17 protein-coding genes and 2 pseudogenes are annotated in these 20,473 nt (G+C 74.7%); 5 read left to right on the top strand and 14 right to left on the bottom strand.

Annotation, left to right across the window (positions count from 1 at the left end):
- Positions 1-46: 46 nt before the first annotated feature.
- Positions 47-538 (top strand): Lrp/AsnC family transcriptional regulator, encoded by a 492-nt coding sequence (locus KUM40_RS31865; RefSeq protein ID WP_217169691.1) that lies wholly within the window; start codon positions 47-49, stop codon positions 536-538.
- 78 nt (positions 539-616) lie between these two features.
- Entirely contained in the window at positions 617-2,305 is a 1,689-nt protein-coding gene (locus tag KUM40_RS31870; RefSeq protein WP_217169693.1) for a DUF885 domain-containing protein, read from the top strand.
- A gap of 43 nt (positions 2,306-2,348) precedes the next feature.
- Here the strand turns inward: KUM40_RS31870 and KUM40_RS31875 are convergent, their stop codons facing one another.
- From KUM40_RS31875 to KUM40_RS31910, 8 genes and pseudogenes are all read right to left on the bottom strand, one after another.
- Complete coding sequence (locus KUM40_RS31875) at positions 2,349-3,194, bottom strand: SDR family oxidoreductase (protein ID WP_217169695.1); 846 nt, start codon at positions 3,192-3,194, stop codon at positions 2,349-2,351.
- Positions 3,195-3,247: 53 nt separating this feature from the next.
- Positions 3,248-3,766: an immunity 21 family protein gene (locus KUM40_RS31880; RefSeq protein WP_217169696.1), complete on the bottom strand. Its 519-nt coding sequence runs from the start codon at positions 3,764-3,766 to the stop codon at positions 3,248-3,250.
- A gap of 34 nt (positions 3,767-3,800) precedes the next feature.
- A pseudogene (locus tag KUM40_RS31885) lies at positions 3,801-4,575 on the bottom strand (helix-turn-helix domain-containing protein).
- A gap of 122 nt (positions 4,576-4,697) precedes the next feature.
- The gene (locus tag KUM40_RS31890) at positions 4,698-7,694 is read right to left on the bottom strand and encodes an AAA family ATPase (RefSeq protein WP_217169697.1); all 2,997 of its coding nucleotides are present in this window, start codon (positions 7,692-7,694) and stop codon (positions 4,698-4,700) included.
- Entirely contained in the window at positions 7,691-8,854 is a 1,164-nt protein-coding gene (locus KUM40_RS31895) for an exonuclease SbcCD subunit D (protein WP_217169699.1), read from the bottom strand. The genes KUM40_RS31890 and KUM40_RS31895 overlap by 4 nt, the downstream gene beginning before the upstream one ends.
- Positions 8,855-8,959: 105 nt before the next feature.
- Complete coding sequence (locus KUM40_RS31900; RefSeq protein ID WP_217169701.1) at positions 8,960-9,586, bottom strand: YigZ family protein; 627 nt, start codon at positions 9,584-9,586, stop codon at positions 8,960-8,962.
- A 17-nt stretch (positions 9,587-9,603) separates the two neighbouring features.
- Positions 9,604-10,047, bottom strand: a pseudogene (locus tag KUM40_RS31905) (histidine phosphatase family protein); the annotation flags it as partial.
- 314 nt (positions 10,048-10,361) lie between these two features.
- Positions 10,362-11,078, bottom strand: coding sequence for a hypothetical protein (locus KUM40_RS31910; protein WP_217169702.1), 717 nt, complete (start codon positions 11,076-11,078; stop codon positions 10,362-10,364).
- A 391-nt stretch (positions 11,079-11,469) separates the two neighbouring features.
- Here KUM40_RS31910 and KUM40_RS31915 point away from each other — a divergent pair, with 391 nt between their 5' ends.
- On the top strand, positions 11,470-11,877 hold the full coding sequence (locus KUM40_RS31915; RefSeq protein ID WP_217169704.1) for a CoA-binding protein: 408 nt from the start codon (positions 11,470-11,472) through the stop codon (positions 11,875-11,877).
- Between the two features lie 12 nt (positions 11,878-11,889).
- On the opposite strand, the gene KUM40_RS31920 is transcribed toward KUM40_RS31915, so the two are convergent.
- From KUM40_RS31920 to KUM40_RS31930, 3 genes are all read right to left on the bottom strand, one after another.
- The gene (locus KUM40_RS31920; RefSeq protein WP_254395804.1) at positions 11,890-13,332 is read right to left on the bottom strand and encodes a VWA-like domain-containing protein; all 1,443 of its coding nucleotides are present in this window, start codon (positions 13,330-13,332) and stop codon (positions 11,890-11,892) included.
- A gap of 287 nt (positions 13,333-13,619) precedes the next feature.
- Positions 13,620-14,864, bottom strand: coding sequence for a MoxR family ATPase (locus KUM40_RS31925; protein WP_217169705.1), 1,245 nt, complete (start codon positions 14,862-14,864; stop codon positions 13,620-13,622).
- 60 nt (positions 14,865-14,924) lie between these two features.
- On the bottom strand, positions 14,925-16,340 hold the full coding sequence (locus KUM40_RS31930; RefSeq protein ID WP_217169706.1) for a hypothetical protein: 1,416 nt from the start codon (positions 16,338-16,340) through the stop codon (positions 14,925-14,927).
- A gap of 161 nt (positions 16,341-16,501) precedes the next feature.
- Between KUM40_RS31930 and KUM40_RS31935 the strand changes: the two genes are divergently transcribed.
- Positions 16,502-17,728, top strand: a complete 1,227-nt coding sequence (locus KUM40_RS31935; RefSeq protein WP_217169707.1) for a 4-hydroxybenzoate 3-monooxygenase — start codon at positions 16,502-16,504, stop codon at positions 17,726-17,728.
- Positions 17,729-17,738: 10 nt separating this feature from the next.
- On the opposite strand, the gene KUM40_RS31940 is transcribed toward KUM40_RS31935, so the two are convergent.
- Positions 17,739-18,098 (bottom strand): metalloregulator ArsR/SmtB family transcription factor, encoded by a 360-nt coding sequence (locus KUM40_RS31940; RefSeq protein ID WP_217169709.1) that lies wholly within the window; start codon positions 18,096-18,098, stop codon positions 17,739-17,741.
- Between the two features lie 67 nt (positions 18,099-18,165).
- Between KUM40_RS31940 and KUM40_RS31945 the strand changes: the two genes are divergently transcribed.
- Positions 18,166-19,263 carry a cation diffusion facilitator family transporter gene (locus tag KUM40_RS31945; RefSeq protein WP_217169710.1) on the top strand — a complete coding sequence of 366 codons (1,098 nt, stop codon included), beginning with the start codon at positions 18,166-18,168 and terminating at the stop codon, positions 19,261-19,263.
- Positions 19,264-19,277: 14 nt separating this feature from the next.
- Here the strand turns inward: KUM40_RS31945 and KUM40_RS31950 are convergent, their stop codons facing one another.
- Entirely contained in the window at positions 19,278-19,835 is a 558-nt protein-coding gene (locus KUM40_RS31950; RefSeq protein ID WP_217169712.1) for a YbaK/EbsC family protein, read from the bottom strand.
- A 43-nt stretch (positions 19,836-19,878) separates the two neighbouring features.
- On the bottom strand, positions 19,879-20,451 hold the full coding sequence (locus KUM40_RS31955) for a helix-turn-helix domain-containing protein (RefSeq protein WP_217169714.1): 573 nt from the start codon (positions 20,449-20,451) through the stop codon (positions 19,879-19,881).
- Positions 20,452-20,473 lie beyond the last annotated feature (22 nt).

Below are 20,473 nucleotides of genomic sequence, written 5' to 3' on the forward strand. Positions count from 1 at the left end.
ACACCGGCCGGGTCGGTGGGGTCGTACGCCGTGCTACGTTCGGGCCATGGCCGATTCCGTCGTACTGGATCCGGTGGATCTCCATTTGCTGCGGCTGCTGCAGAACGACGCCCGGATCACCTACCGCGATCTCGCCGCGCAGGTCGGCGTCGCCCCCTCGACCTGTCTGGACCGGGTGTCCCGGCTGCGGCGGGCCGGGGTGATCCTCGGCCATCGGCTGGAACTGGACCCGGCGAAGCTGGGGCGCGGTCTCCAGGCGCTGCTGTCGGTGCAGGTGCGGCCGCACCGGCGGGAGCTGGTCGGCCCGTTCGTGGACCGGATCCGGGCGCTGCCCGAGTCGCTCACCGTCTTCCACCTCACCGGCCCGGACGACTACCTCGTGCATGTCGCGGTCGCGGACATGACGGATCTGCAGCGGCTGGTCCTGGACGAGTTCACGTCCCGGCGGGAGGTGGCCCGCGTCGAGACCCGGCTGATCTTCCAGCGGTGGGAGTGCGGGCCGCTGCTGCCGCCGACCGGGTCCGCGGCCACGCCCTGAGCGAAATCTGGCCGCACCCGCGCCCCGGCCCGGTCCACCGGGCTGACGCGGCACCGGTATCCGTATGAGGATGTTCGCATGTCAGAGACCAAGAGCCCGCTGCCCCGCGAGGTCGCCGACGCCTATGTCGACGATCTCATCGCCCTCGACCCGGTCACCGGTACCTATCTCGGTGTCGCCGAGAGTTCCAGCCGCCTGCCCGACTTCTCGCCCGCCGGGCAGGAGGCCCTCGCGGAGCTGGCCCGGACCACCCTGGCCCGGCTGGACGAGGCGGAGCGTCGGCCCGGCGGGGACAGCGACGTGGAGCGGCGCTGCGCGCGGCTGCTGCGCGAGCGTCTGACGGCCGAACTCGCGGTGCACGAGGCCCAGGAGGGCCTGCGCTCGGTCGGCAACATGGGCACCGTCGCCCATTCGGTGCGCGAGGTCTTCACGCTCACACCGACGCAGACGGACGAGGACTGGGCACGGATCGCCGAGCGGCTGCGCGCGGTGCCGGGGGCGCTGGCGGGCTACCGGGAGTCCCTGGCCCTGGGCCTGGAGCGCGAGCTGTACGCGGCGCCGCGCCCGACCGCCACCTTCGTCGAGCAGCTCGGCGAGTGGGCGGACACCGGCGAGGGGCGTGGCTGGTTCGAGGACTTCGCCGCCGACGGGCCGGACGCGCTGCGCACGGAGCTGGACGAGGCCGCGCGGGGCGCGAGTGCCGCCGTGGTGGAGCTGCGGGACTGGATGCGCGACGTGTACGCCCCGGCGATCGAGGGCGCCCCGGACACGGTGGGCCGGGAGCGCTACGCCCGCTGGTCGCGCTACTACAACGGCACGGACCTGGACCTGGACGAGGCGTACGCGTACGGCTGGGCCGAGTACCACCGGCTGCTCGCCGAGATGAAGCAGGAGGCGGAGAAGATCCTGCCGGGCGCCGACACGCCGTGGGTGGCGCTGGCGCACCTGGACGAGCACGGCCGGCACATCGAGGGCGTCGACGAGGTCCGCGACTGGCTGCAGGGCCTGATGGACCAGGCGATCGAGCAGTTGGACGGCACGCACTTCGAACTCGCCGAGCGGGTGCGGCGGGTGGAGTCGCGCATCGCCCCGCCCGGCAGCGCGGCGGCGCCCTACTACACCTCACCGTCGGAGGATTTCTCCCGCCCCGGCCGCACCTGGCTGCCGACGATGGGCCAGACCCGTTTCCCGGTGTACGACCTGGTCTCGACCTGGTACCACGAGGGCGTCCCCGGCCACCACCTCCAGCTCGCCCAGTGGACGCACGTCGCGGAGAGCCTCTCCCGCTACCAGGCGTCCGTGGGCATGGTCAGCGCCAACGCCGAGGGCTGGGCGCTGTACGCGGAGCGGCTGATGGACGAGCTGGGCTTCCTCACGGACGCCGAGCAGCGCCTCGGCTACCTGGACGCGCAGATGATGCGGGCCGCCCGCGTCATCGTGGACATCGGCATGCACCTGGAGCTGGAGATCCCGGCGGACTCCCCGTTCCACCCGGGCGAGCGCTGGACGCCGAAGCTGGCGCAGGAGTTCTTCGGCGCGCACAGCAGCCGCCCGGCGGACTTCGTGGAGAGCGAGCTGACCCGGTACCTGACGATCCCGGGTCAGGCGATCGGCTACAAGCTCGGGGAGCGGGCGTGGCTGCTGGGCCGGGAGAAGGCCCGCGAGCGGCACGGCGACGCGTTCGACCCGAAGGCGTGGCACATGGCGGCGCTCTCGCAGGGTTCGCTGGGCCTGGACGACCTGGTGGACGAGCTGTCGCGGCTGTGACGCCCGCTCACCTCACGGCTGTGACACCCGCACACCCCACGGCTCACCGCCTGAAACCGCCCTCCGAGTCGATCACCTGACCGGTGACCCACTCCGCCTCGTCCGTGGCGAGCCACGCGATGAGGCGGGCGGGGTCGTCGGGCATGCCCCACCGCCCGCCGGGGAAGCACTCGGCGACTGCCTCGTAGGCGTCGCCGGTCAGGTAACCGGTGTCCACGGGGCCGGGGTTGACCGCGTTCACGGTGATCGCGTGCTCGGCGAGGGTCGTCGACAGGGAGCGGGTGACGGATGCCAGCGCGCCCTTCTGGAGCGCGTAGGCGATCTCGCCGGGCATGCCGCCCGCGATGTCCTGGCCGGAGGTCATCATCACGACCCGGCCGCCGGGTCTGCGGGGCGGCAGTGCGGCGCGGTGCCGGGCGTAGGCCTGGATCAGCAGCAGTACGGAGCGGGTGTCGGCCTGCCAGTGCGCGTCGAGCATCGCGGCGTCGATCGTGTCGAGGGTGCCGTCGGAGCCGTTGAGGGCGTGGTTGGCGACGAGGACGTCCAGTCGTCCGCCGAGCGCTTCGGCGGCGGTGGCGAGGAGTTCGCCGGGGGCGTCGGGTCGGGTGAGGTCGCCGGGGCCCGCGTGGACGGTGGCGTCGGGGTCGCCGAGCGCGGCGCGCACGGAGGCGACCACGTCCTCGGGGCGGTCGGCGCCCCAGGGCATGGCGGCGTCGTGCGGGACGTGGTGGTGCAGGTAGACGCTCGCCCCGTAGGCGGCGAGCCGCCGGGCCACGGCGTGGCCGATGCCGCCGCGGCGGCTGGCTCCGGTGACGAGGGCGGTACGGCCGCGCAGGGGCAGCGGGTCGCGGCGCAGATCTTCGGGGGCGGGGTGCGGAAGGGGCGGCATGGGCAACCATGATGGGCGCCGGCCGCGGACCCCGCACTTCAATATCGCGCCGGTTACCGGTCGGCGAGCCGCCGCAGGTGTACGAGGCTCAGCCACGTCTCGGGCCCGGGGCGCACCTCGGCCGCGCGCACCGCGTACCGGCCGGGGTCGAGCGCGACCCGCACGTGGTCGGCGCGGTCCGAGGCGGCGCCTGGCCAGGCGGCGTCGAACAGGAGCACGGGTCCCGGCACGTGCCAGGACACCTCGGGCTCCCACTCGGCCGCGTCGAGGGCGGCGGGGACACCGGCCAGCACCTCGTCCTCGGAGTCCGCGGCGCACCAGCGGACGAAGGTGGCGTGGTCGGGGAGGTAGGCGGTGGAGGCGGGTTCGTCGCCGAGTACCAGGGCGGTGGAGTCGCCGACCGGGAGGAGTCCGACGTAGCCGTCGACCTCGCAGGCCCGGTCGTAGTCGGAGTCCGTCTCCTCGCCGTCGGCGCCGGTCCAGAACGGCAGGACCGTCTCCGGGACCGCTATGAGCGGGCCGCCGCCCGACTCGACCCACTCCACCGCGCCCGGCTCCGCGTATCGCACCATGGGCGAGAACCTACACGCCCGTCGGCACCACCTCTCACCCGCGTCCACCGGCGCGTTCAGGGAGGGGAGTTCGGTCGCGCGCACATATCTGCGTCGCCTCACAGGGCGCTGAGGTTGTCCGGCGGTTCTGTTCGCGCCAGGCCCGGGGTGAGATTCCGTAGGCGCGTTTGAACACCTTGCTGAAGTGGGTCGCGTCCACAAAGCCCCACCTGCGTCCTGTCGCCGCGATGGTCCGCAGCCGTCCGTTCGCCCCGGCCGGCTCCCGCCTGCATTCGGCCAGGCGGCGGGTACGGATCCAGTCTCCGAGGGTGATTCCCGACCGGGACAGCACCACGTAGAGGTGCCGTACGGAGATGCCGTGGGCGGCGGCTGTCCGCGCCGCCGACAGCTCCGGATCGGCCAGGTGCTCCCGGATGTACTGCTTGACCCGCAGGCCGAGCGTCGCGTCCAACGGCGCAGTGGCGAGGCCCGCAAGGGGGTTGTCGGGTCCCAGGGTGACCGTACTGGTGTCCCGCAGCAGGTGGTCCGGGAGCGCGAGTAGCGCGCGGGGGGGAAACGCAGGAAGTGGTGGTCGACTCCCTCGTCGAAGAGCAGCGTGCAGGGAGAGATCGATTCATAGACGGCCGGCTCCTCGTCCACCCGGGCCAGCCGCTCGGTCCGACGGCGTCGAGCCCTGTGCGGACGGAGATGTCCTCGGTCGCGGGACGGTGGTCGATGTCGACCGCCACCATGGAGTCCCACACCGCGTGCCGGACCACTTCCTCCCGCTCCCGCGGCGGTATGAACGCGGTGTCCAGGACCGGACCCACAAGACCCCCCAAGACCCCCCCTCGACACGGATGGTTCCCGCCACCAGTGTGTCGGGGAACCCTCTCGCCGTGCAACGGCTTCCAAACCGCTCTTGTGGTGTGCTGTGGTGTGGGCAATACAGCTAGCCCGTGCCGCGTTGTCGCAGGGTCGAGCCCGAGCGGTCCTTCACGACCTCGAGCTGGGCGTGGATCCGCCGCCGCAGGTCGGCGACGTGGCTGACGATGCCGACGCTGCGGTCCCGCTCGCGCAGTGCGTCGAGGACGTCGAGGACCTCGTCGAGGGTCTGGTCGTCGAGGCTGCCGAAGCCCTCGTCGATGAAGAGGGTGTCCAGGCGGACGCCACCGGCCTCGTCGGTGACGACGTCGGCGAGGCCGAGCGCGAGGGCGAGCGAGGCGAAGAAGGTCTCGCCGCCGGACAGCGTGGCCGTGTCGCGCTCGCGGCCGGTCCAGGCGTCGACGACGTGCAGACCGAGGCCGCTGCGGCCGCGTCCGGTGCGGTCGTCGGAGTGGACGAGGGTGTAGCGGCCGGAGGACATGCGCCCGAGCCGCGCGGTCGCCGCGGCGGCGACCTGCTCCAGGCGGGCCGCCAGCACGTACGACTCCAGGCGCATCCGGCGTTCGTTGTCCGCCGAGGTACCCGCGGCGAGCGAGGCGAGGCGGGCGACGCGGGTGTGCTCCTCGCGCAGTGGTGCCAGCCGGCGCACGGAGGTGGTGGCGTGCGCGGAGAGGCGGTCAAGGTCGGTGCAGCGCCGGGTGGCGGCGTCGCGGGCCGAGGAGGCCTCGCGCAGGCTCCGGCCCGCGTCGGCGGCCGTCCGTTCCGCCGCGGTGGGGTCGGCGGGTGGCCGCGCGGCCGCGGCGGCGGTGTCGGCCTCGGCGAGGACCGCGCGGACGGCGGCGTCCTCGGACTGCCAGGCGTCGAGCCGCCGTTGCAGCTCTCGGTGGGCGGTGTCGTCGAGCAGTGCGGCGGCCGCGTCCCCCGGCGTGTCGAAGCCGGCCCGGAAGGCGGCGTCGGCGAGCCGGGCGTCGGCGTCCTTGAGCCGCTGGGCGGTGTCCTCGGCGAGGCGGGCGGTGTCGGCGGCCTCCGTGAGCAGCGCGGCCCGGTGCTCAAGCTGCGCCGCCCGCGCCGTGACGCTCTCGGCGGTGCCGCGGGCCCGCGTCAACTCCTCCTCCAGCACGGCCTGTTCACGCTCCAGCCGGTCCCGTCCCGCGACCCGGGAGGCGGACCGGACGGCGGCCTGCTGCTGGGCGGCGACGCGCTGCTCGCGCTCGCGCTCCGCCCGCCGCAGCTCTTCCTGCGCGGCGTGCAGCCCGGAGGCGATGGCCCGCGTCCGCGCGTACTGCCGCTCGAGTTCCTCGGCCTCCTCGGCCAGCCGGACGGTGGGCGCGTCCCCGGCCTCCGCCGTGGCGGCGGCGAGCGCCTCGCGTACGGTGCCCAGGCGCCGTTCGGCTTCCGCGCGCCGTTCGTCGGCGGCCTGGTAGGCGGCGAGGGCGTGCTCCTCCGCCTCGCGGTCGACGTGCCCGGCGACCTTGCGCGCGGGGGCGGGGTGTTCGGTGGCGCCGCACACCGCGCAGGGCGTGCCGTCGGTGAGGTTCGCGGCGAGTTCGGCGGCGATGCCGTTCAGCCGCTGTTCCTTGAGGTCGAGCCAGTGGGCGCGGGCCTCGACGGCCTGTTCGGCCGAGGTGAGGGCGAGCCGCTGGGCCTCTTCGGTGTCGGCGGCGTACTGGTCGCGTTGCCGGGCGGCGCCCAGCCGCCGCTGTGCCGGGTCGCGCTGGACGGTGAGCTGTTCGGTGCGGGTCGCGGCCTCCTGTGCGCAGTCGACGCGGGTCTGGAGTGCGGTGCGGGTGGTCTCCCAGTCGGCGAGCCAGGTCTCCGCCTCGTGCAGGACGTCCTCGTCGGCGCGTTCCTGGCGGTCGAGGCCGGCGCGCTCCTCGACCAGTTCGGCGAGGCGCCGTTCGGCCCGCCGGGCGGACTCGAGGCCGCCCAGTTCCTCCGCGGAGCGTCGGGCCGCGGCGGCGAGCCCCGTGGTGTCCGCGTCGGCGAGGGCCTGTGGCAGCAGGGCACGCGCGCGTGCCTCCGAGGCCGCCGCCCGCCGGTGTTCGGTGTCGGCGGCGTCCCGCAGCTCCAGTGCGGGTGCCACCGCCTCGGCCTTGCGGCCCCGCTCCATGCGCTCCCGCTCCGCGCGGTGGGCGTCGGCCCGCTCCGCCAGCCGCGCGGCCCGCTCCTCCGCCTCGGCGAACCGGCGTTGCAGCCGGTCCAGTTCCCGGGCGTCGGCAAGGTCGCGTTCGGCGCCGGCCTGGGCGGACTCGGTGGCCGTGAGCCGGCAGTCGGCGACGGCTCGCAGCTCGCGGGCGGTGCTGCGGGCGACGGCGGCGGCGCCGAGGACGGCCTCGGCCAGGCCCGGCTCGCCGGGCGCCAGCTCCGGCAGCTCCATGGCCCGGCCGGCGGCCTGCTGCATCCGGTGGGCGTCGGCCAGCAGTGTGGCGTCGCCCTCGCGCACCTGGGCCTCGGTCGTACGCCGCCGCTCGGCGAGGCGTTTCTCGACCTCGGCGAAGCGCCGGGTGTCGAAGAGCCGGCCGAGCAGCTTGCCGCGCGCCTCCGCGTCGGCGCGCAGGAAGCGCGCGAAGTCGCCCTGGGGCAGCAGGACGACCTGGCAGAACTGCTCGCGGCTCATGCCGAGGAGCTGTGTGATCTCCTCGCCGATCTCCTGGTGGGAGCGGCTGAGGTCCTTCCAGGCACCGGCCGTCGCGTCGTACTCGCGCAGCCAGGTCTGGGCCTTGTCGACGGTCGTGCCCTTGCCGCGCAGCTTCGGCCGTTCCCGGGGCGGCTGCCGGGTGATCTCCAGCCGGCGTTCCGCGACGGTGAGTTCGAGGCGCACCTCGGTGCGGGTGCCGACGTCGGCGTGGTCGCTGCGCAGGGTCATGCCCTGGCCGCCGCCCTGCCGGGCGCCCGGCACCGAGCCGTACAGCGCGTAGCAGACGGCGTCGAGGACGGAGGTCTTGCCTGCGCCGGTGGGCCCGTGCAGCAGGAAGAGGCCGGCCGCGGACAGGTCGTCGAAGTCGACGCTCTGCGAGGCGCCGAAGGGTCCGAAGGCGGTGATGTCCAGCCGGTGCAGCCTCACCGGGCCACCTCCCGCACGGTCTCGTCCGCGCGCACCGCGTCGAACGCGTCGCGCAGCACGGCCTGTTCGTGGTCGTCGGGCCCGGCGCCGCGCACGTGGGTCACGAAGTCCTCCGCGATCTGCTGGTCGCTGCGGTCGGCGAGGCGCCGGGCGTAGGACAGGCCCGGTTCGTCCGGGGCGCGCTCGGGGTCGAAGACGAGGCTGAGTGTGTGCGGGAAGCGCTCGGTGAGCCGGGCCATGGGGTCGTCCGGGCGGACCGGGTCGGTGAGGGTCGCCTCGACCCACGCCTCCTCGTGCGGGGCCAGCTCCGGGTCGGCGAGCAGGTCCTCCAGGGTGCCGCGCAGCCGGGCCAGGGAGCGGGGGACGGGGCAGTCGACGCGTTCGGCGGTGACCGAGCCGTCGACTTCCAGGTCGACGAGCCACATGCTCTTGCGGTGCCGGTGCTCGGAGAAGGAGTACGGCAGCGGGGAGCCGGAGTAGCGGACGCGCCCGGTGAGGGTCTGGCAGCCGTGCAGGTGTCCGAGCGCCACGTAGTCGACGCCGTCGAAGACTCCGCAGGGTACGGCGGCGACTCCGCCGACGGTGATGTCCCGCTCGCTGTCGCTCTGCTCGCCGCCGGTGACGAAGGCGTGCGCGAGGACGACGGAACGCGTGCCACGCGCGCGCGTGGCGAGGTCGGCGCGGACCCGGTCCATGGCGGCGGCGAGCACGGTCTCGTGCCCCGCCTTCTCGACGCCGAACTCGGTTTTCACCAGGGCCGGTTCGAGATACGGCAGCCCGTAGAACGCCACCTCGCCGTGGGCGTCCGCCAGCACCACCGGGGTGCCGCAGCCGGCCGGGTCGGTGCGCAGGTGGATGCCGGCGCGGTCGATGAGTCCGGCACCGACGCCGAGGCGGCGGGCCGAGTCATGGTTGCCGGAGATCATCACCGTCGGCACACCGAGGTCGGCGAGCCGGTGCAGGGCCTCGTCGAACAGCTCGACGGCGGCGAGCGGGGGCACCGCCCGGTCGTACACGTCCCCCGACACGACCACGGCGTCGACGGCGCGCTCGCGCACGGTCTCGACGAGGTGGCCGATGAACCCGGCCTGGGCGCCGAGCATGTTCACCCGGTGGAACGCCCGGCCGAGATGCCAGTCGGAAGTGTGCAGCAGTCGCATGATCCCCGAGACTAACGGGAGGGTCCGACAGCCCGGGTGGTTACTCCCGTTTCGCCCCTCGCACCCACCCCGCAAACACCTGTTACGCCCTTGTTGTCCGGCTTGTCACGCGTCGCCGTAGGCCTCTCCGCCCAGTTCGAAACCGGCGGACCCGGCGGTGGCGTCGGCGAGCCAGGAGCGGAAGGTGTCCACGTCGGCCTCCGGCAGACCCACCTCGATGGTGACCGCCTCGGCGTACCGCACGTCGCGCACCGCGCGTCCGGCCGTGCGCAGGTCGTTCTGGAGCTTGCCGGCCCGCTGGTGGTCGACGGTCACCGTGGCGAGGCGGAACCGGCGGCGGGTGAGGGTGCCGAGGTCGTCCAGGGCCTCGCCGACGGCGCCGCCGTAGGCGCGGATGAGGCCGCCCGCGCCGAGCTTGACGCCGCCGTAGTAGCGGGTGACGACGGCGACGACGTACCGCATGTCGCGGCGCAGCAGCATCTGGAGCATGGGGACGCCCGCGGTGCCGCCGGGTTCGCCGTCGTCGCTCGCCCTCTGGACGGCGGCGTCGGCACCGATGACGTACGCGAAGCAGTTGTGGGCGGCGTCCGCGTGCTCCTTGCGTACGCCCGCGACGAACGCCTGGGCGTCCTGCTCGGTGGCGGCCGGGGCGAGGGCGCACAGGAAGCGCGAGCGGTTGATCTCGGTTTCGTGCACACCCGCGCGGGCGACGGTGCGGTACTCGTCCTGCATCCGGTCAGCCTATGCGCTCACCGCGGCCCGCCCCTCGGCACGGTCACCGCGGTCAGCAGGGCCGCACCGGGGGCGAGGGCCCGCCAGGAGGTGCCGCGCCACGCCAGTACGGCGAGCGCCGAGGTCGGGTACTTCACCCGGATCCGGTCCAGCGCGTCGTCCAGGGCGTCACCGGCCAGCGCGAGGATCAGCTCCTCCAGGCCGGGGTTGTGGCCCACGAGGAGCAGCGTGCCGGCCTCCGGGGGCGTCTCGCGCACCACCTCGAGCAGGGCGGGTGCACCGGCGCCGTAGAGGCGTGCGTCGAAGCGTACGGGCGGCGGCGTGCCCCACTGGGCGGAGGCCAGCTCCCAGGTCTGCCGGGCGCGTACGGCGGTGGAGACGAGGGCGAGGTCCGGCAGCCAGTCGGCCTCGGCCGGCGCGCGTCCGGCGGCGGGGGCGTCGCGCAGGCCGCGCGGGGCGAGGGTCTGTCCGGCGGATCAGGTCGCAGGAAAGTCACGGCGCCTCATCGGCGCCGGTGAGCGGGGTCTCGTGCGTGCAGTTGCAAGGCAAAGGAGGGCGGCAGCGCGGAGCGTCGGCAACCGACGACGACGCCGCTGGGGGCACCTCCCACGCCCTTCAGGCAGTGGGGGAGGGCGTGTCAGACCCCGCGTCTGCAGCATGATCCGCCGGGCAGGCCCTTGGGGACGGTCGTGATCGGCGACGCCTTCGGGGCGGGCCGACTTGGCGTGCCGCAGGACGACCAGGCGGCGCAGCGGGCCCGGCCCGGGGCGCGCGATCACGCCGGGGCTCCGAGGTCCCTGGTGAGGTGGAGGCCGAGGAACCGGTCGGCGTAGGCGCAGATCTCGAAGCGGGCTCCGTCCGGAAGGTCCGGATCGGTCTCGACCCGGCGCAGTACCCGCAGGACTCCGGGGGTGTCCAGGTCGTCCTCCCAGGCGGCCCGCAGCCGGTCGCGCACCTCGCCCGGGACCGGGCGGGACGGCTGCCGGGCCCAGTCGGCGACGGCGCGGCGCCACCGGGCGAGGGTGTCGCGGGCCTCGTCCAGCGCGGGCGTGTCGAGCCGCACGCGCGCGTGGTGGTGCCGTTCCAGCAGGGCCAGGCGCACGGCGTCGGGATCGGTGAGGTCCGGTTCGGCGGGGTGCACGGGGGCGACGGCGACCGTTGCCCCGTCCGGGGCGGCCCCGCCCTCGCGCACGACACGGACCCTCTGGCCGGTGCCCGGTCCTGAGCCGGCGGCGGCGCCGTCCTCGAAGGGCCGGATGCCGAGGGCGGCCGAGTCCTGGCGCAGCTTGTCGCGTTCCTCCTCGCCGGTCAGCAGCGCCCACGCGGGCGTGCCGTCGAGTTCCAGGGCGCGCACCAGGAGGTCCGCGACGAGCAGCACGCGCAGCGCGGTGGCGTCGTGCCCCGGCGCGTGTGCCTCGACACGCGTCGGTGCCCGTCGGGCGGGGGCGGCGAGGGCGGGTTCTCCGGTCCGGGCGTCGATGATGCGCAGCACGGGGTGAGCCTAGCCCAGGGCCTGCCCGGCGGATCATGCCGCGGACGCGGGGCCCGGCACGCCCTCCCCCACTGCCTGAAGGGCGTGGGAGGTGCCCCTAGCGGCGTTGTCGTCGGTTGTCGTCGGTTGCCGACGCTCCGCGCTGCCGCCCTCCTTTGCCTTGCAACTGCACGCACCAGACCCCGTTCACCGGCGACGACGAGGCGCCGCGGCTTTCCTGCGACCTGACCCGCCGGACAGGCCCCAGGCGGGCCGGCACGGTGACGCACAGGGGCGCTCGTCGCGCTCGTCGCGCTGTCGCGCCGCGCGGGGGAATCCCGGCACGCCGCCGTCCGTTGTCCCGGGCGGGAGGCGCGACACGCGGGTCACCCAGAGTGCGAGGAGGCCGCCGGTGTACGGCGACGAGGCAACCGTCCGCAAGATCCTCACCGGGCTGGGCGACACCTGGGCCGTGGTGGGCCTGTCGTCCAACCGGCAGCGCGCGGCGTACGGCGTCGCCGAGGTGCTGCAACGCTTCGGCAAGCGCGTCGTGCCGGTGCATCCAAAAGCGGAGACGGTGCACGGCGAGCAGGGGTACGCCTCGCTCGCGGACATCCCCTTCGACGTGGACGTCGTCGACGTCTTCGTCAACAGCGACCTGGCCGGTCAGGTCGCCGACGAGGCGGTCGCGAAGGGCGCCGGAGCCGTCTGGTTCCAGCTCGGTGTGGTCGACGAGGCGGCGTACGAGCGGACCCGGGCCGCGGGTCTGGAGATGGTGATGGACCGCTGCCCGGCGATCGAGATCCCGCGGCTGGGCTGAGCGCGCCCGGGCTCACCGGCCGGTCGCCGGGCCGGAGTCGATGACGACCACGCGTGCCCAGTCGGGCGGTGAGTCGGGGACGTACTCGGGGTCGTCCTCGTCCCAGGAGCCGCCCGCCCGCTCCCGGGGGAAGAGGCCCACCACCGTCCGGCAGGCCGGCCGCGTGTCCGGCCAGGGGGTCTGCCCGTCGGTCAGCACCACGACGGCGTCCGGCGCGGGACGCGACCTCAGCGCCTTGGCGAAGCCGGTGCGCAGGTCCGTACCGCCGCCGCCCACCAGCGGGATCCCCTCGGCCCGGCACAGGGAGTGCGCGACCCGGGCCGCCGCGTCGCACGGCACGACACTGACCAGATCGCGGCGCCCTCCGACGGCTCGGGCGATCGCGGCGACCTCCAGGAGCGCGCTGCCCAGTTCGGCGTCGCTGACCGACCCGGAGGTGTCGATGACCACGGCGACGCGGGGCGGTCTGCGCCGCAGGCTGGGCAGCACGACGCCGGGTGTTCCGGCCGAGCGCCGCGACGGCCTGCCGTACGTGTAGTCCTCGCCCGTGCCGCCCGAGGAGGTCGCCGCGCGGACCGCGGCTCCCAGCAACTGGCGCCAGGGCTGCGGCGGATGGAACACCTTCTCCGCCCAGCGCTGCCATCCCTTCGGGGCGCTTCCCGGGCGGGCGCTGATGCCCCGCGCCACCCGGAAGCGCACCGCGTCCCGTTCCTGCTCGCTGAGTCCGTCGGCGCCGTCGGGACCGAGGTCCCACTCCCGTTCGAGGCCGTCGGCGCCGCTGCCGCAGTCCAGCCAGGCCAGGCTCTCGGTGAGCGGCCCGAGCCGGAACTGGCGCAGGTAGTCCTCCATGAGCTGTCCCTCGGGCAGTTTCAGCAGCCGCGGCTCGACCGCGCCCTCGGGGCGGACCAGCCCGTCGCCGAACACGTCGTCGTTGATCTCGCAGTCCGCGGCGATGTTCATCCGCAGCCGTTCCGCCGGGCCACTCAGCCCGCGTTCGCGCGCCACGCGGTCGCCGCGCCCGTGGTGGTCGCGCAGCAGGTGCGACACCTCGTGCACCCAGACACCGGCCAGTTCCTCCACCGGCGTCCGGTCGACGAAGACCGGCGAGGCGTAACACCGCCAGTGCCGGTCGACGGCCATCGTCGGCACCCTCCGCGACGGGACGACGTGCAGGGCGAACAGCGCCGTCGCCAGGTAGGGCCGGGCCCGGGCGGCCTGCAACCGGGCGGTGAAGAGCTTGTCGCGGTCGAGGTCCACCCGGTCCGGCCCGGCCGTCACCGTGCCGGACACCGCGGCACTCGCCGCCGCGGCCGACGCCGCCGTGTCTGCCGCCGTGGCCGCCGTCGCCGTGGTCACCGTCACCGTGCCCGCCGTCGCCATGCCCGACGCCACCATGCTCGACGCCGCCGTGCCTGCCGTCGCCATGCCCGACGCCGCCGTGGTCGCCGTCGCCATGCCCGTCGCCGCCGTGGCCGACGCGGAATCGCTCGAAGCGGCCGTACCGGTTGCGGCCGGTGCCGGCGGGCCGGTGCTCGACGCCGGCTCCCCGGGCACACCAAGTCCCGCCCCAGGTCGGCCAGGTGCGCCAGAACCGGCCCTACCCGGTCCCGGCAGGCCCGCGGCCGACGTGACCCCGTCCGTCGCGCCGGCACCCGCCCTCGACACGCCGGGCACACCGGGCCCCGCCCCGGCCCCTCCCAGCACATCCGGCCCCGACGCCGCCCCGGGCGAACGATGCGGGTTCATCGGTCCGCCTTCGCGGTGCCCGCGAGCCGCGCCGCCGCTCGATCCGCCGCGCGGTCCGCGCGGCGGGACAGGGACATGGCTCCGGCCAGCCGCTCGATCGAGGCCGGGACGTCCCAGTCCTGCTGCCGCAGCGCGGCCAGTGTCGTCGCCGGGACGACCACGACGTCCGGGGCGCCGGTCTCCATCGCCCGGGCGAGGAGCGCCCACGCCGCGTCCCACCGGGACTTCTCCGGCCGCTTGCGTACGGCGGCCACCACCCCGTCCAGCACGGCCTGGCGCAGGTCGCCCCGTTCGGGCAGGACGGCACCCGCCGGGTCGGCGAGCAGCGTCTCGGGGTCCGGGAGGTCCATCCGGTCCAGGCCGGCCATCAGTTCCAGTCCGGGGCCGTCCCCCACGGTCCCCCGCACCAGCAGGGAGAGCACTTCCCTGGACGAGCCGGCCGCGGTCGCGAAGGCGATCAGGCTCAGGGTCATCTCCCAGCTCCGGGGCGAGGGCCAGGCACCGCCCCGGCGCGTCTCACCGTTGGGCAGCCGGTGCACGAGCCCGGGGCGGACGGTGAGGAACTCGCACACCGCCCGGCGCGCGTAACGCACGGCCGGCTCCAGTCCCGCCGGGTCGAGGCTAGGCAGGGTCGCCCGGGGCCAGGTCCCGCCGAGGCCCCGTACGACGACGTCGTGGTCGTGGGTCCACTGGAGGTGGACGAACCGGTTGGCCAGGGGCGGGCTCAGTTCCCAGCCGTCGGCCGCCGAGGACCGCGGGTTGGCGGCGGCGACGATCCTGACGCCGGGCGGCAGTCGCAGCGCGCCGATCCGCCGTTCGAGGACGAGGCGGAGCAGCGCGGCCTGTACGGCGGGCGGCGCGGTGGACAGCTCGTCGAGGAACAGCAGTCCCCGGCCGGCCCGTACCAGGCGCACCGCCCAGTCCGGCGGGGCCATCGGGACGCCCTGTTCGGCGGGGTCGTCGCCGACGACGGGCAGCCCGGAGAAGTCGGACGGCTCGTGCACGCTGGCGATCACGGTGGTCAGCGGGAGGTCGAGGGCGGTGGCGAGCTGGGTGAGCGCCGCGGTCTTGCCGATCCCCGGCTCTCCCCACAGCAGCACGGGGAGGTCCGCGGCCACCGCCAGGGTGAGGGCCTCCAGTTGGATGTCGGGCCGCGGTTCGGTGGTCGCGTCGCGCAGGAGCGTGAGCAGTTCACCGGCGACGTCGAGCTGCGAGGGCGCGGCGGGAGCAGAAGTCGTCATTTGTCATCACCTGAGGGTTGGTCGTGGGTGGGAGGCGGCGCGGGGAAGGGCGTCCCCGGGTCAGTCGAAGGCGCCGTGGCGCGGGCGGAAGCGGCCCGTGCGGGGCCGGTGCCGGTCCGGGCAGACGCGTCCCGGAGCGGGTTCGTCGAGGCCCGCGCGGAACATCCCGTGGGCCACCCGTCGCAGTGCGGCGGCCTCGAGGTCGTCCCGCAGGGCGCCGTCGCGCAGGCGTGCGCCGGGGCCCAGCAGGGCCTCGACGACGGCGAGGGCACCGGCGGTGTCCCCGTGGTTGAGGCGTTCGCGGATGCCGGGGAGGCACTCCGGACGCCGGTGCGCCTCGTCGATGACCTGGAGACAGGGCAGCGGGGTGCCGGTCAGCGCCGCCAGGAGCTCCTCGCGGCGGATCTCGTCCGGGTCGTGGTCCAGTGCCGCCAGCACTCCGCCGACGAGGTCGAGCCGGTGCCGGGCGCCCCGGCAGTCCACGATCCGCGGTCCTGCCGCCGGGCCCGGAGACGGCGGTGGAACGGCCGCCACCCGGCCGCCCGCGACCAGTGCCGGGGCGACCAGCGGATGCAGCCGTCCGGCCTCGATCGCACCGGCGCGGAGCAGTTCCAGGTCGGGTGGCACCCAGGTGGCCGCGTCGGGGAGCACCGGCAGCGCGGCGGCGGCGCCACCCGCCGGGGTCGCGACGTTCCGGAGCGCGGGCGGAGCGGCACCGTCGGCTTCCCCGTCCAGCTCCAGCTCCAAGGCCAGCCGCTGCCCGGCGCCGACCCGGACGACGACCGTTCGCGTGCGGGCGTCCTGGGTCCACCCGCCGGCGGCGCGGAGCAGGATCCCCGCCTCGGCCGCCCACCGGTCGACGGCCCAGTGGTGGTCCTGCGCCGACGCCCCCGGCGCGTCCGGGTGTGCGGGCGGCAGGTCGGCGCCCGACCGGACGCGCAGTTCACCGGTTCTGCGCGCGTCCCACAGGTGGCGGTGCAGGTCGAGCCGGAAGCGCCGGCTGGGCCGGGGATGCGGGTGCCGTGCGGTGCCGGCGTCGGGACCCGAACCGTCCCACAGGGCCAGGCTGATCCGCTGGCCGCCGTCCGCCCAGGCGGGCGGGGTACGGACCACGAGGTGCACCGGACGTGCGCCGCCCCGGCCCGCGGCGTCGTACCGGGCCAGGGTGAGCGTGAGGCCCGGGCGCAGCAGCCCGTCGGGCGCGATTCTCGGCATGTGCCAGCGCAGCAGGTCGGGAGCGAGCTGCCGCAGGTCGGCCCGGATCGTGGAGGCGAGGGACTGGCCGTGAGTGCGCGCCACGGAACGCAGGTCGAGGTCGACGTCGATGGCCGCGGCGGCGCACGCGCCCGCCCAGTCCCCGGCACGGCGGCGGGTGGTCGCGGTCTCGATCATGGGGGGCGGCACGGCGAACTCGCGCACGCGCTGCCAGAGGGCGAGGCGGGAGTCGGAGTCCCCGTTCGCGAAGTGAGTGGGCATCAGCACTCACCTTGCGCGGACGGGTCCCCCAATCTGCCGACAGGAGGAGTAGTCATCGCGGGGAGCTTAGCTTCGCCGGTCCGGACCCGCCAGGTGTTTTCCCGCGCCGAGGGCCGACACCACCGTTCCCGTGGGCCGCGCGCCGCCGACATAATGCTCGCGTGACCGCACCTTCCCCCCTCCATCTCAACTCCGGCTCCCCACAACGCTTTTCGGTCGTCGTGGTGGGCGCGGGACCCGCCGGGCTCACCGTCGGCAACATCCTGCGCGCCGCGGGCGTCGACTGTCTGGTCCTGGAGACCGAGACCCGTGAGTTCATCGAACAGCGGCCGCGGGCCGGGGTCATCGAGGAGTGGGCCGTGCGCGGGCTGGAACGGCGCGGACTGGCGCGGAACCTGGTGCAGCGGGCCCAGACGCACACCGAGTGCGAGTTCCGCTTCGCCGGAGAGCGGTACCGTTTCGAGTACACGGAATTGACGGGGCGTCACCACTTCATCTATCCGCAGCAGTTCCTGGTGACGGACCTGGTCCGTGAGTACGCGGACGTGCGGGGCGGGGAGATCCGGTTCGGTGTGCGGGACGTGCGCCTCAACGGGCCGGAATCCGGTCGGCCCTCGGTGTCGTACGTGTGCCCCGAATCCGGTGAACGCAGGGTCGTGGCGGCGGACTTCGTCGCGGGCTGCGACGGGGCGCGCGGCGTGACGCGGGCGTCCCTTCCTCCCGGGCGGGCCCGCCTGGCACGGCACGACTACGGCGTCGGGTGGCTGGCGCTGCTCGCCGAGGCACCGCCGTCCTCGGACTGCGTGGTGTTCGGCATGCACCCGTGCGGTTTCGCCGGGCACATGGCACGCAGCCCCGAGGTGACACGCTTCTACCTCCAGTGTCCGCCCGGCGACGACCCGGAGAACTGGTCGCACGACCGGGTCTGGGCCGAGTTGCGGGAACGGCTGGGCGCGGCCGGCGCACCACCGCTCAAGGAGGGCCGGCTGATCGAGCGGCGGGTCCTGGACATGCACGGTTACGTGGTCGAGCCGATGGCCTTCGGGCGGCTCTTCCTGGCCGGGGACGCGGCGCATCTGACCGCTCCGATCGCCGCCAAGGGCCTGAACCTCGCTCTGCACGACGCCTTCCTGCTCGGCGACGGGCTGGTCGCGTCCCTCACGAAGGGCGAGGACTCCGGGCTGTCCAGGTACTCGGCCGCGTGCCTCGCCCGGGTGTGGGACTACCAGGAGTTCTCCCAGTGGCTGGCGGAGATGTACCACGGCACGGCGTCGGGAGACCCCTACCGCGCGGGTGCCGCGCTGGCCCGGCTGCGCCGCCTGTTCGACTCCCCGGTCGCGGCGGCGTGGTTCGCCGAACAGTACCTCGGCGTCCGCACGACCGGCTGAGGGCTCCCGCTCAGTCGTGGAGCGGCCGGTCGCCGAGCCGGTGGTCGGCCACGTTCAGCGCCTCGTCGACCAGGCGGCGCAGGTGTCCGTCACGCAGCGCGTAGACGACCCGGCGCCCTTCCTTGCGGGTGCTCACCAGCCCCGCGAGCCGCAGCCTGGCCAGGTGCTGGCTGACCGCCGGCCGGGCGGCTCCGCACGCCTCGGTGAGGGTGCTGACATCGGCCTGGCCGCCGGTCAGGGCGTGCAGCAGGGTCAGGCGGGTGCGGTCGCCGAGCAGGGCGAGGACCTCGGCGGCGAGCGCGAACTGCTCCTCGCCCGGCGTGCGCGGGTGCGCATCGTCCGCAGGTGACAGGTGCATGCGTGCGCTCATACGCACATAATGGCGTCGTGGGCGGCGAACGTCCACCCACCGCACCGGGACACCGGAAGGGGCACCCATGAGCGACCCGCACCGGCACCACCACGAGCACCCCCGTGACGAGCACGCACACCACGAGCACTCCCACCAGGACCGCCCCCGGGGCCACCGCTCCCCCACCGGCCGTCGGCACCGGCTTGCGCACCGCCTCGCGCACCGGCTCACCCCGCACTCCCACGAGAGCGCCGACAAACTGGACCCGGCGCTGGAGTCATCGGCCCGCGGACTGCGCGCGCTGTGGGTGTCGCTGGCGGTGCTGGGCGCGACGGCGCTCGCGCAGGCGGCCGTGGTGGCGGTCTCGGGGTCGGTGGCACTGCTCGGCGACACGGTGCACAACACGGCGGACGCGCTGACCGCCGTGCCGCTGGGCATCGCCTTCGTCCTGGGCCGGCGCGCGGCGACCCGGCGCTTCACCTACGGCTACGGGCGGGCGGAGGACCTGGCCGGCATCGTGATCGTCCTGACGATCACGGCGTCCGCGGTCCTCGCGGCGTGGACGGCGGTGGACCGGCTGCTCGACCCGCGCCCGATCTCGCACATCCCGGCGGTCGCCGTGGCCGCGCTGGTCGGCTTCGCCGGCAACGAGTGGGTGGCCCGCCACCGGATCCGCGTGGGCCGGGAGATCGGCTCCGCCGCGCTGGTGGCCGACGGGCTGCACGCCCGTACCGACGGCTACACCTCACTGGCCGTCCTGCTGGGCGCCGGGGGCGCGGCGCTGGGCTGGCAACTCGCCGACCCGGTCGTGGGGCTGGCGATCACGGCCGCGATCGTCCTGGTCCTGCGGGACGCGGCACGCGAGGTGTTCCGACGGCTGATGGACGCCGTCGACCCGGCACTGGTGGACCGGGCCGAGCGCGTACTGGGCGAGATCCCCGGCGTGCGCGGGGTGGGCGAGCTGCGGCTGCGCTGGATCGGGCACCGGCTGCGCGCCGAGGTCGCCCTGGTCGTGGACGGTGAGGCGACCGTCCGCCAGGCCCACCGCATCGCCGTCGAGGCCGAGCACGCCCTGCTGCACGCGGTGCCGCGGCTCACCGCCGCCCTGGTCCACGCCGACCCGGCGCCGTCCCCCGGCGAGGCCGATCCGCACCTGGGGCTCGCCCACCACGCCACCGCGTGAGCGGTCAGCTCCCTTTAGGCGACGCCCAGCCCCTCCAGGACCTCAACACCGGGCAACTGCGCGAAGGCCTTGCCCGGCACCAGCAGTTTGCCGCGCCGGCGTCCGCTGCCGACGAGGACGTACGGCAGGTCGACGACGGCCGAGTCCACCAGCACGGGCCAGTCGCCGGGCAGGCCGAGCGGGGTGATGCCGCCGTACTCCATGCCGCTCTCGCCGGTGGCCGTGTCCATCGGGGCGAAGGATGCCTTGCGCGCGCCGAGGTGCCGGCGTACGACGCCGTTGACGTCGACCCGGGTGGTGGAGAGCACCACGCAGGCGGCGAGCGTCGTGCCACCGCCCCGCTTGCCGGTGACCACCACGCAGTTGGCGGACCGTTCGAGCAGCTCGCGGCCGTAGTGCTCGACGAAGGTGGCGGTGTCGGCCCATTCCGGTTCGGTGTCGACGTAGAGGATCTGGTCGGCGGGGACGCCGCCGCTCCAGTGGCGTACGGCGTCGGCGACCGGGCGGATCAGTCCGTCGAGGCAGTCCGGGGCGGGCGTGGCGCTGTCGAAGTTCCCGATGGGTGCGTGCATGGCGGCACGCTAACAACAGCGGAGGCCGCGGAGAACGGCCGTCTCAGCGGACGGGCGGCACCGACACCGCCATGATCATCTCCATCGGTCCGTCGCCCTCGTTGCCGTACGTGTGCGGGGTGTCGGACTCGAAGGAGGCGCTCGCGCCGGTCGGGACGCGGTGGGTCACCCCGTCCACGGTGAGTGTCAGCTCCCCGACCGTCACGTGCACCAGCTCGACCGTGCCGGTCGGGTGCGGGTCGGACGGGCTGCTCTCGCCCGGCATCAGCCGCCACTCCCACATCTCCAGCGGCCCCGGCGCCTCCACCCCGGCGAGCAGCCGGCTGAAGCTGCCGGCTTCGGTGTCCCAGAGCCGTACCGCCTGCTCGGCGGGGACTACGCGGACCGTGGGGCCCTGTTCCCAGTCGAGCAGGGTGGTGATGCTGACGCCGAGGGCGTCGCCGATCTTGACGACCGTGCCGAGGCTGGGGTTGGTGCGGGCCTGCTCGATCTGGATGAGCATGCCGCGGCTGACACCGGCGCGGGCGGCCAGCGTCTCCAGGGTGAAGCCGCGCTCGGTGCGCCAGCGCTTGACGTTGCGCGCCAGGGACTGGGTCAGCAGGTCGAGGTCCGCCACATTCCATCCATTGACTTGTGCA

This window comes from Streptomyces sp. AC512_CC834, assembly GCF_019049325.1.
GTDB lineage: Bacteria > Actinomycetota > Actinomycetes > Streptomycetales > Streptomycetaceae > Streptomyces.

Bases quoted from the DNA above. Each gene is read 5' to 3' on its own strand.
- KUM40_RS31925 (WP_217169705.1), bottom strand. From the start codon at position 14,864: ATGACGACTTCTGCTCCCGCCGCGCCCTCGCAGCTCGACGTCGCCGGT.
- KUM40_RS31870 (WP_217169693.1), top strand. From the start codon at position 617: ATGTCAGAGACCAAGAGCCCGCTGCCCCGCGAGGTCGCCGACGCCTAT.
- KUM40_RS31940 (WP_217169709.1), bottom strand. From the start codon at position 18,098: ATGAGCGCACGCATGCACCTGTCACCTGCGGACGATGCGCACCCGCGC.
- KUM40_RS31875 (WP_217169695.1), bottom strand. From the start codon at position 3,194: ATGCCGCCCCTTCCGCACCCCGCCCCCGAAGATCTGCGCCGCGACCCG.
- KUM40_RS31865 (WP_217169691.1), top strand. From the start codon at position 47: ATGGCCGATTCCGTCGTACTGGATCCGGTGGATCTCCATTTGCTGCGG.
- KUM40_RS31900 (WP_217169701.1), bottom strand. From the start codon at position 9,586: ATGCAGGACGAGTACCGCACCGTCGCCCGCGCGGGTGTGCACGAAACC.
- KUM40_RS31895 (WP_217169699.1), bottom strand. From the start codon at position 8,854: ATGCGACTGCTGCACACTTCCGACTGGCATCTCGGCCGGGCGTTCCAC.
- KUM40_RS31945 (WP_217169710.1), top strand. From the start codon at position 18,166: ATGAGCGACCCGCACCGGCACCACCACGAGCACCCCCGTGACGAGCAC.
- KUM40_RS31920 (WP_254395804.1), bottom strand. From the start codon at position 13,332: ATGGCGACGGCGACCACGGCGGCGTCGGGCATGGCGACGGCAGGCACG.
- KUM40_RS31880 (WP_217169696.1), bottom strand. From the start codon at position 3,766: ATGGTGCGATACGCGGAGCCGGGCGCGGTGGAGTGGGTCGAGTCGGGC.
- KUM40_RS31930 (WP_217169706.1), bottom strand. From the start codon at position 16,340: ATGCCCACTCACTTCGCGAACGGGGACTCCGACTCCCGCCTCGCCCTC.
- KUM40_RS31950 (WP_217169712.1), bottom strand. From the start codon at position 19,835: ATGCACGCACCCATCGGGAACTTCGACAGCGCCACGCCCGCCCCGGAC.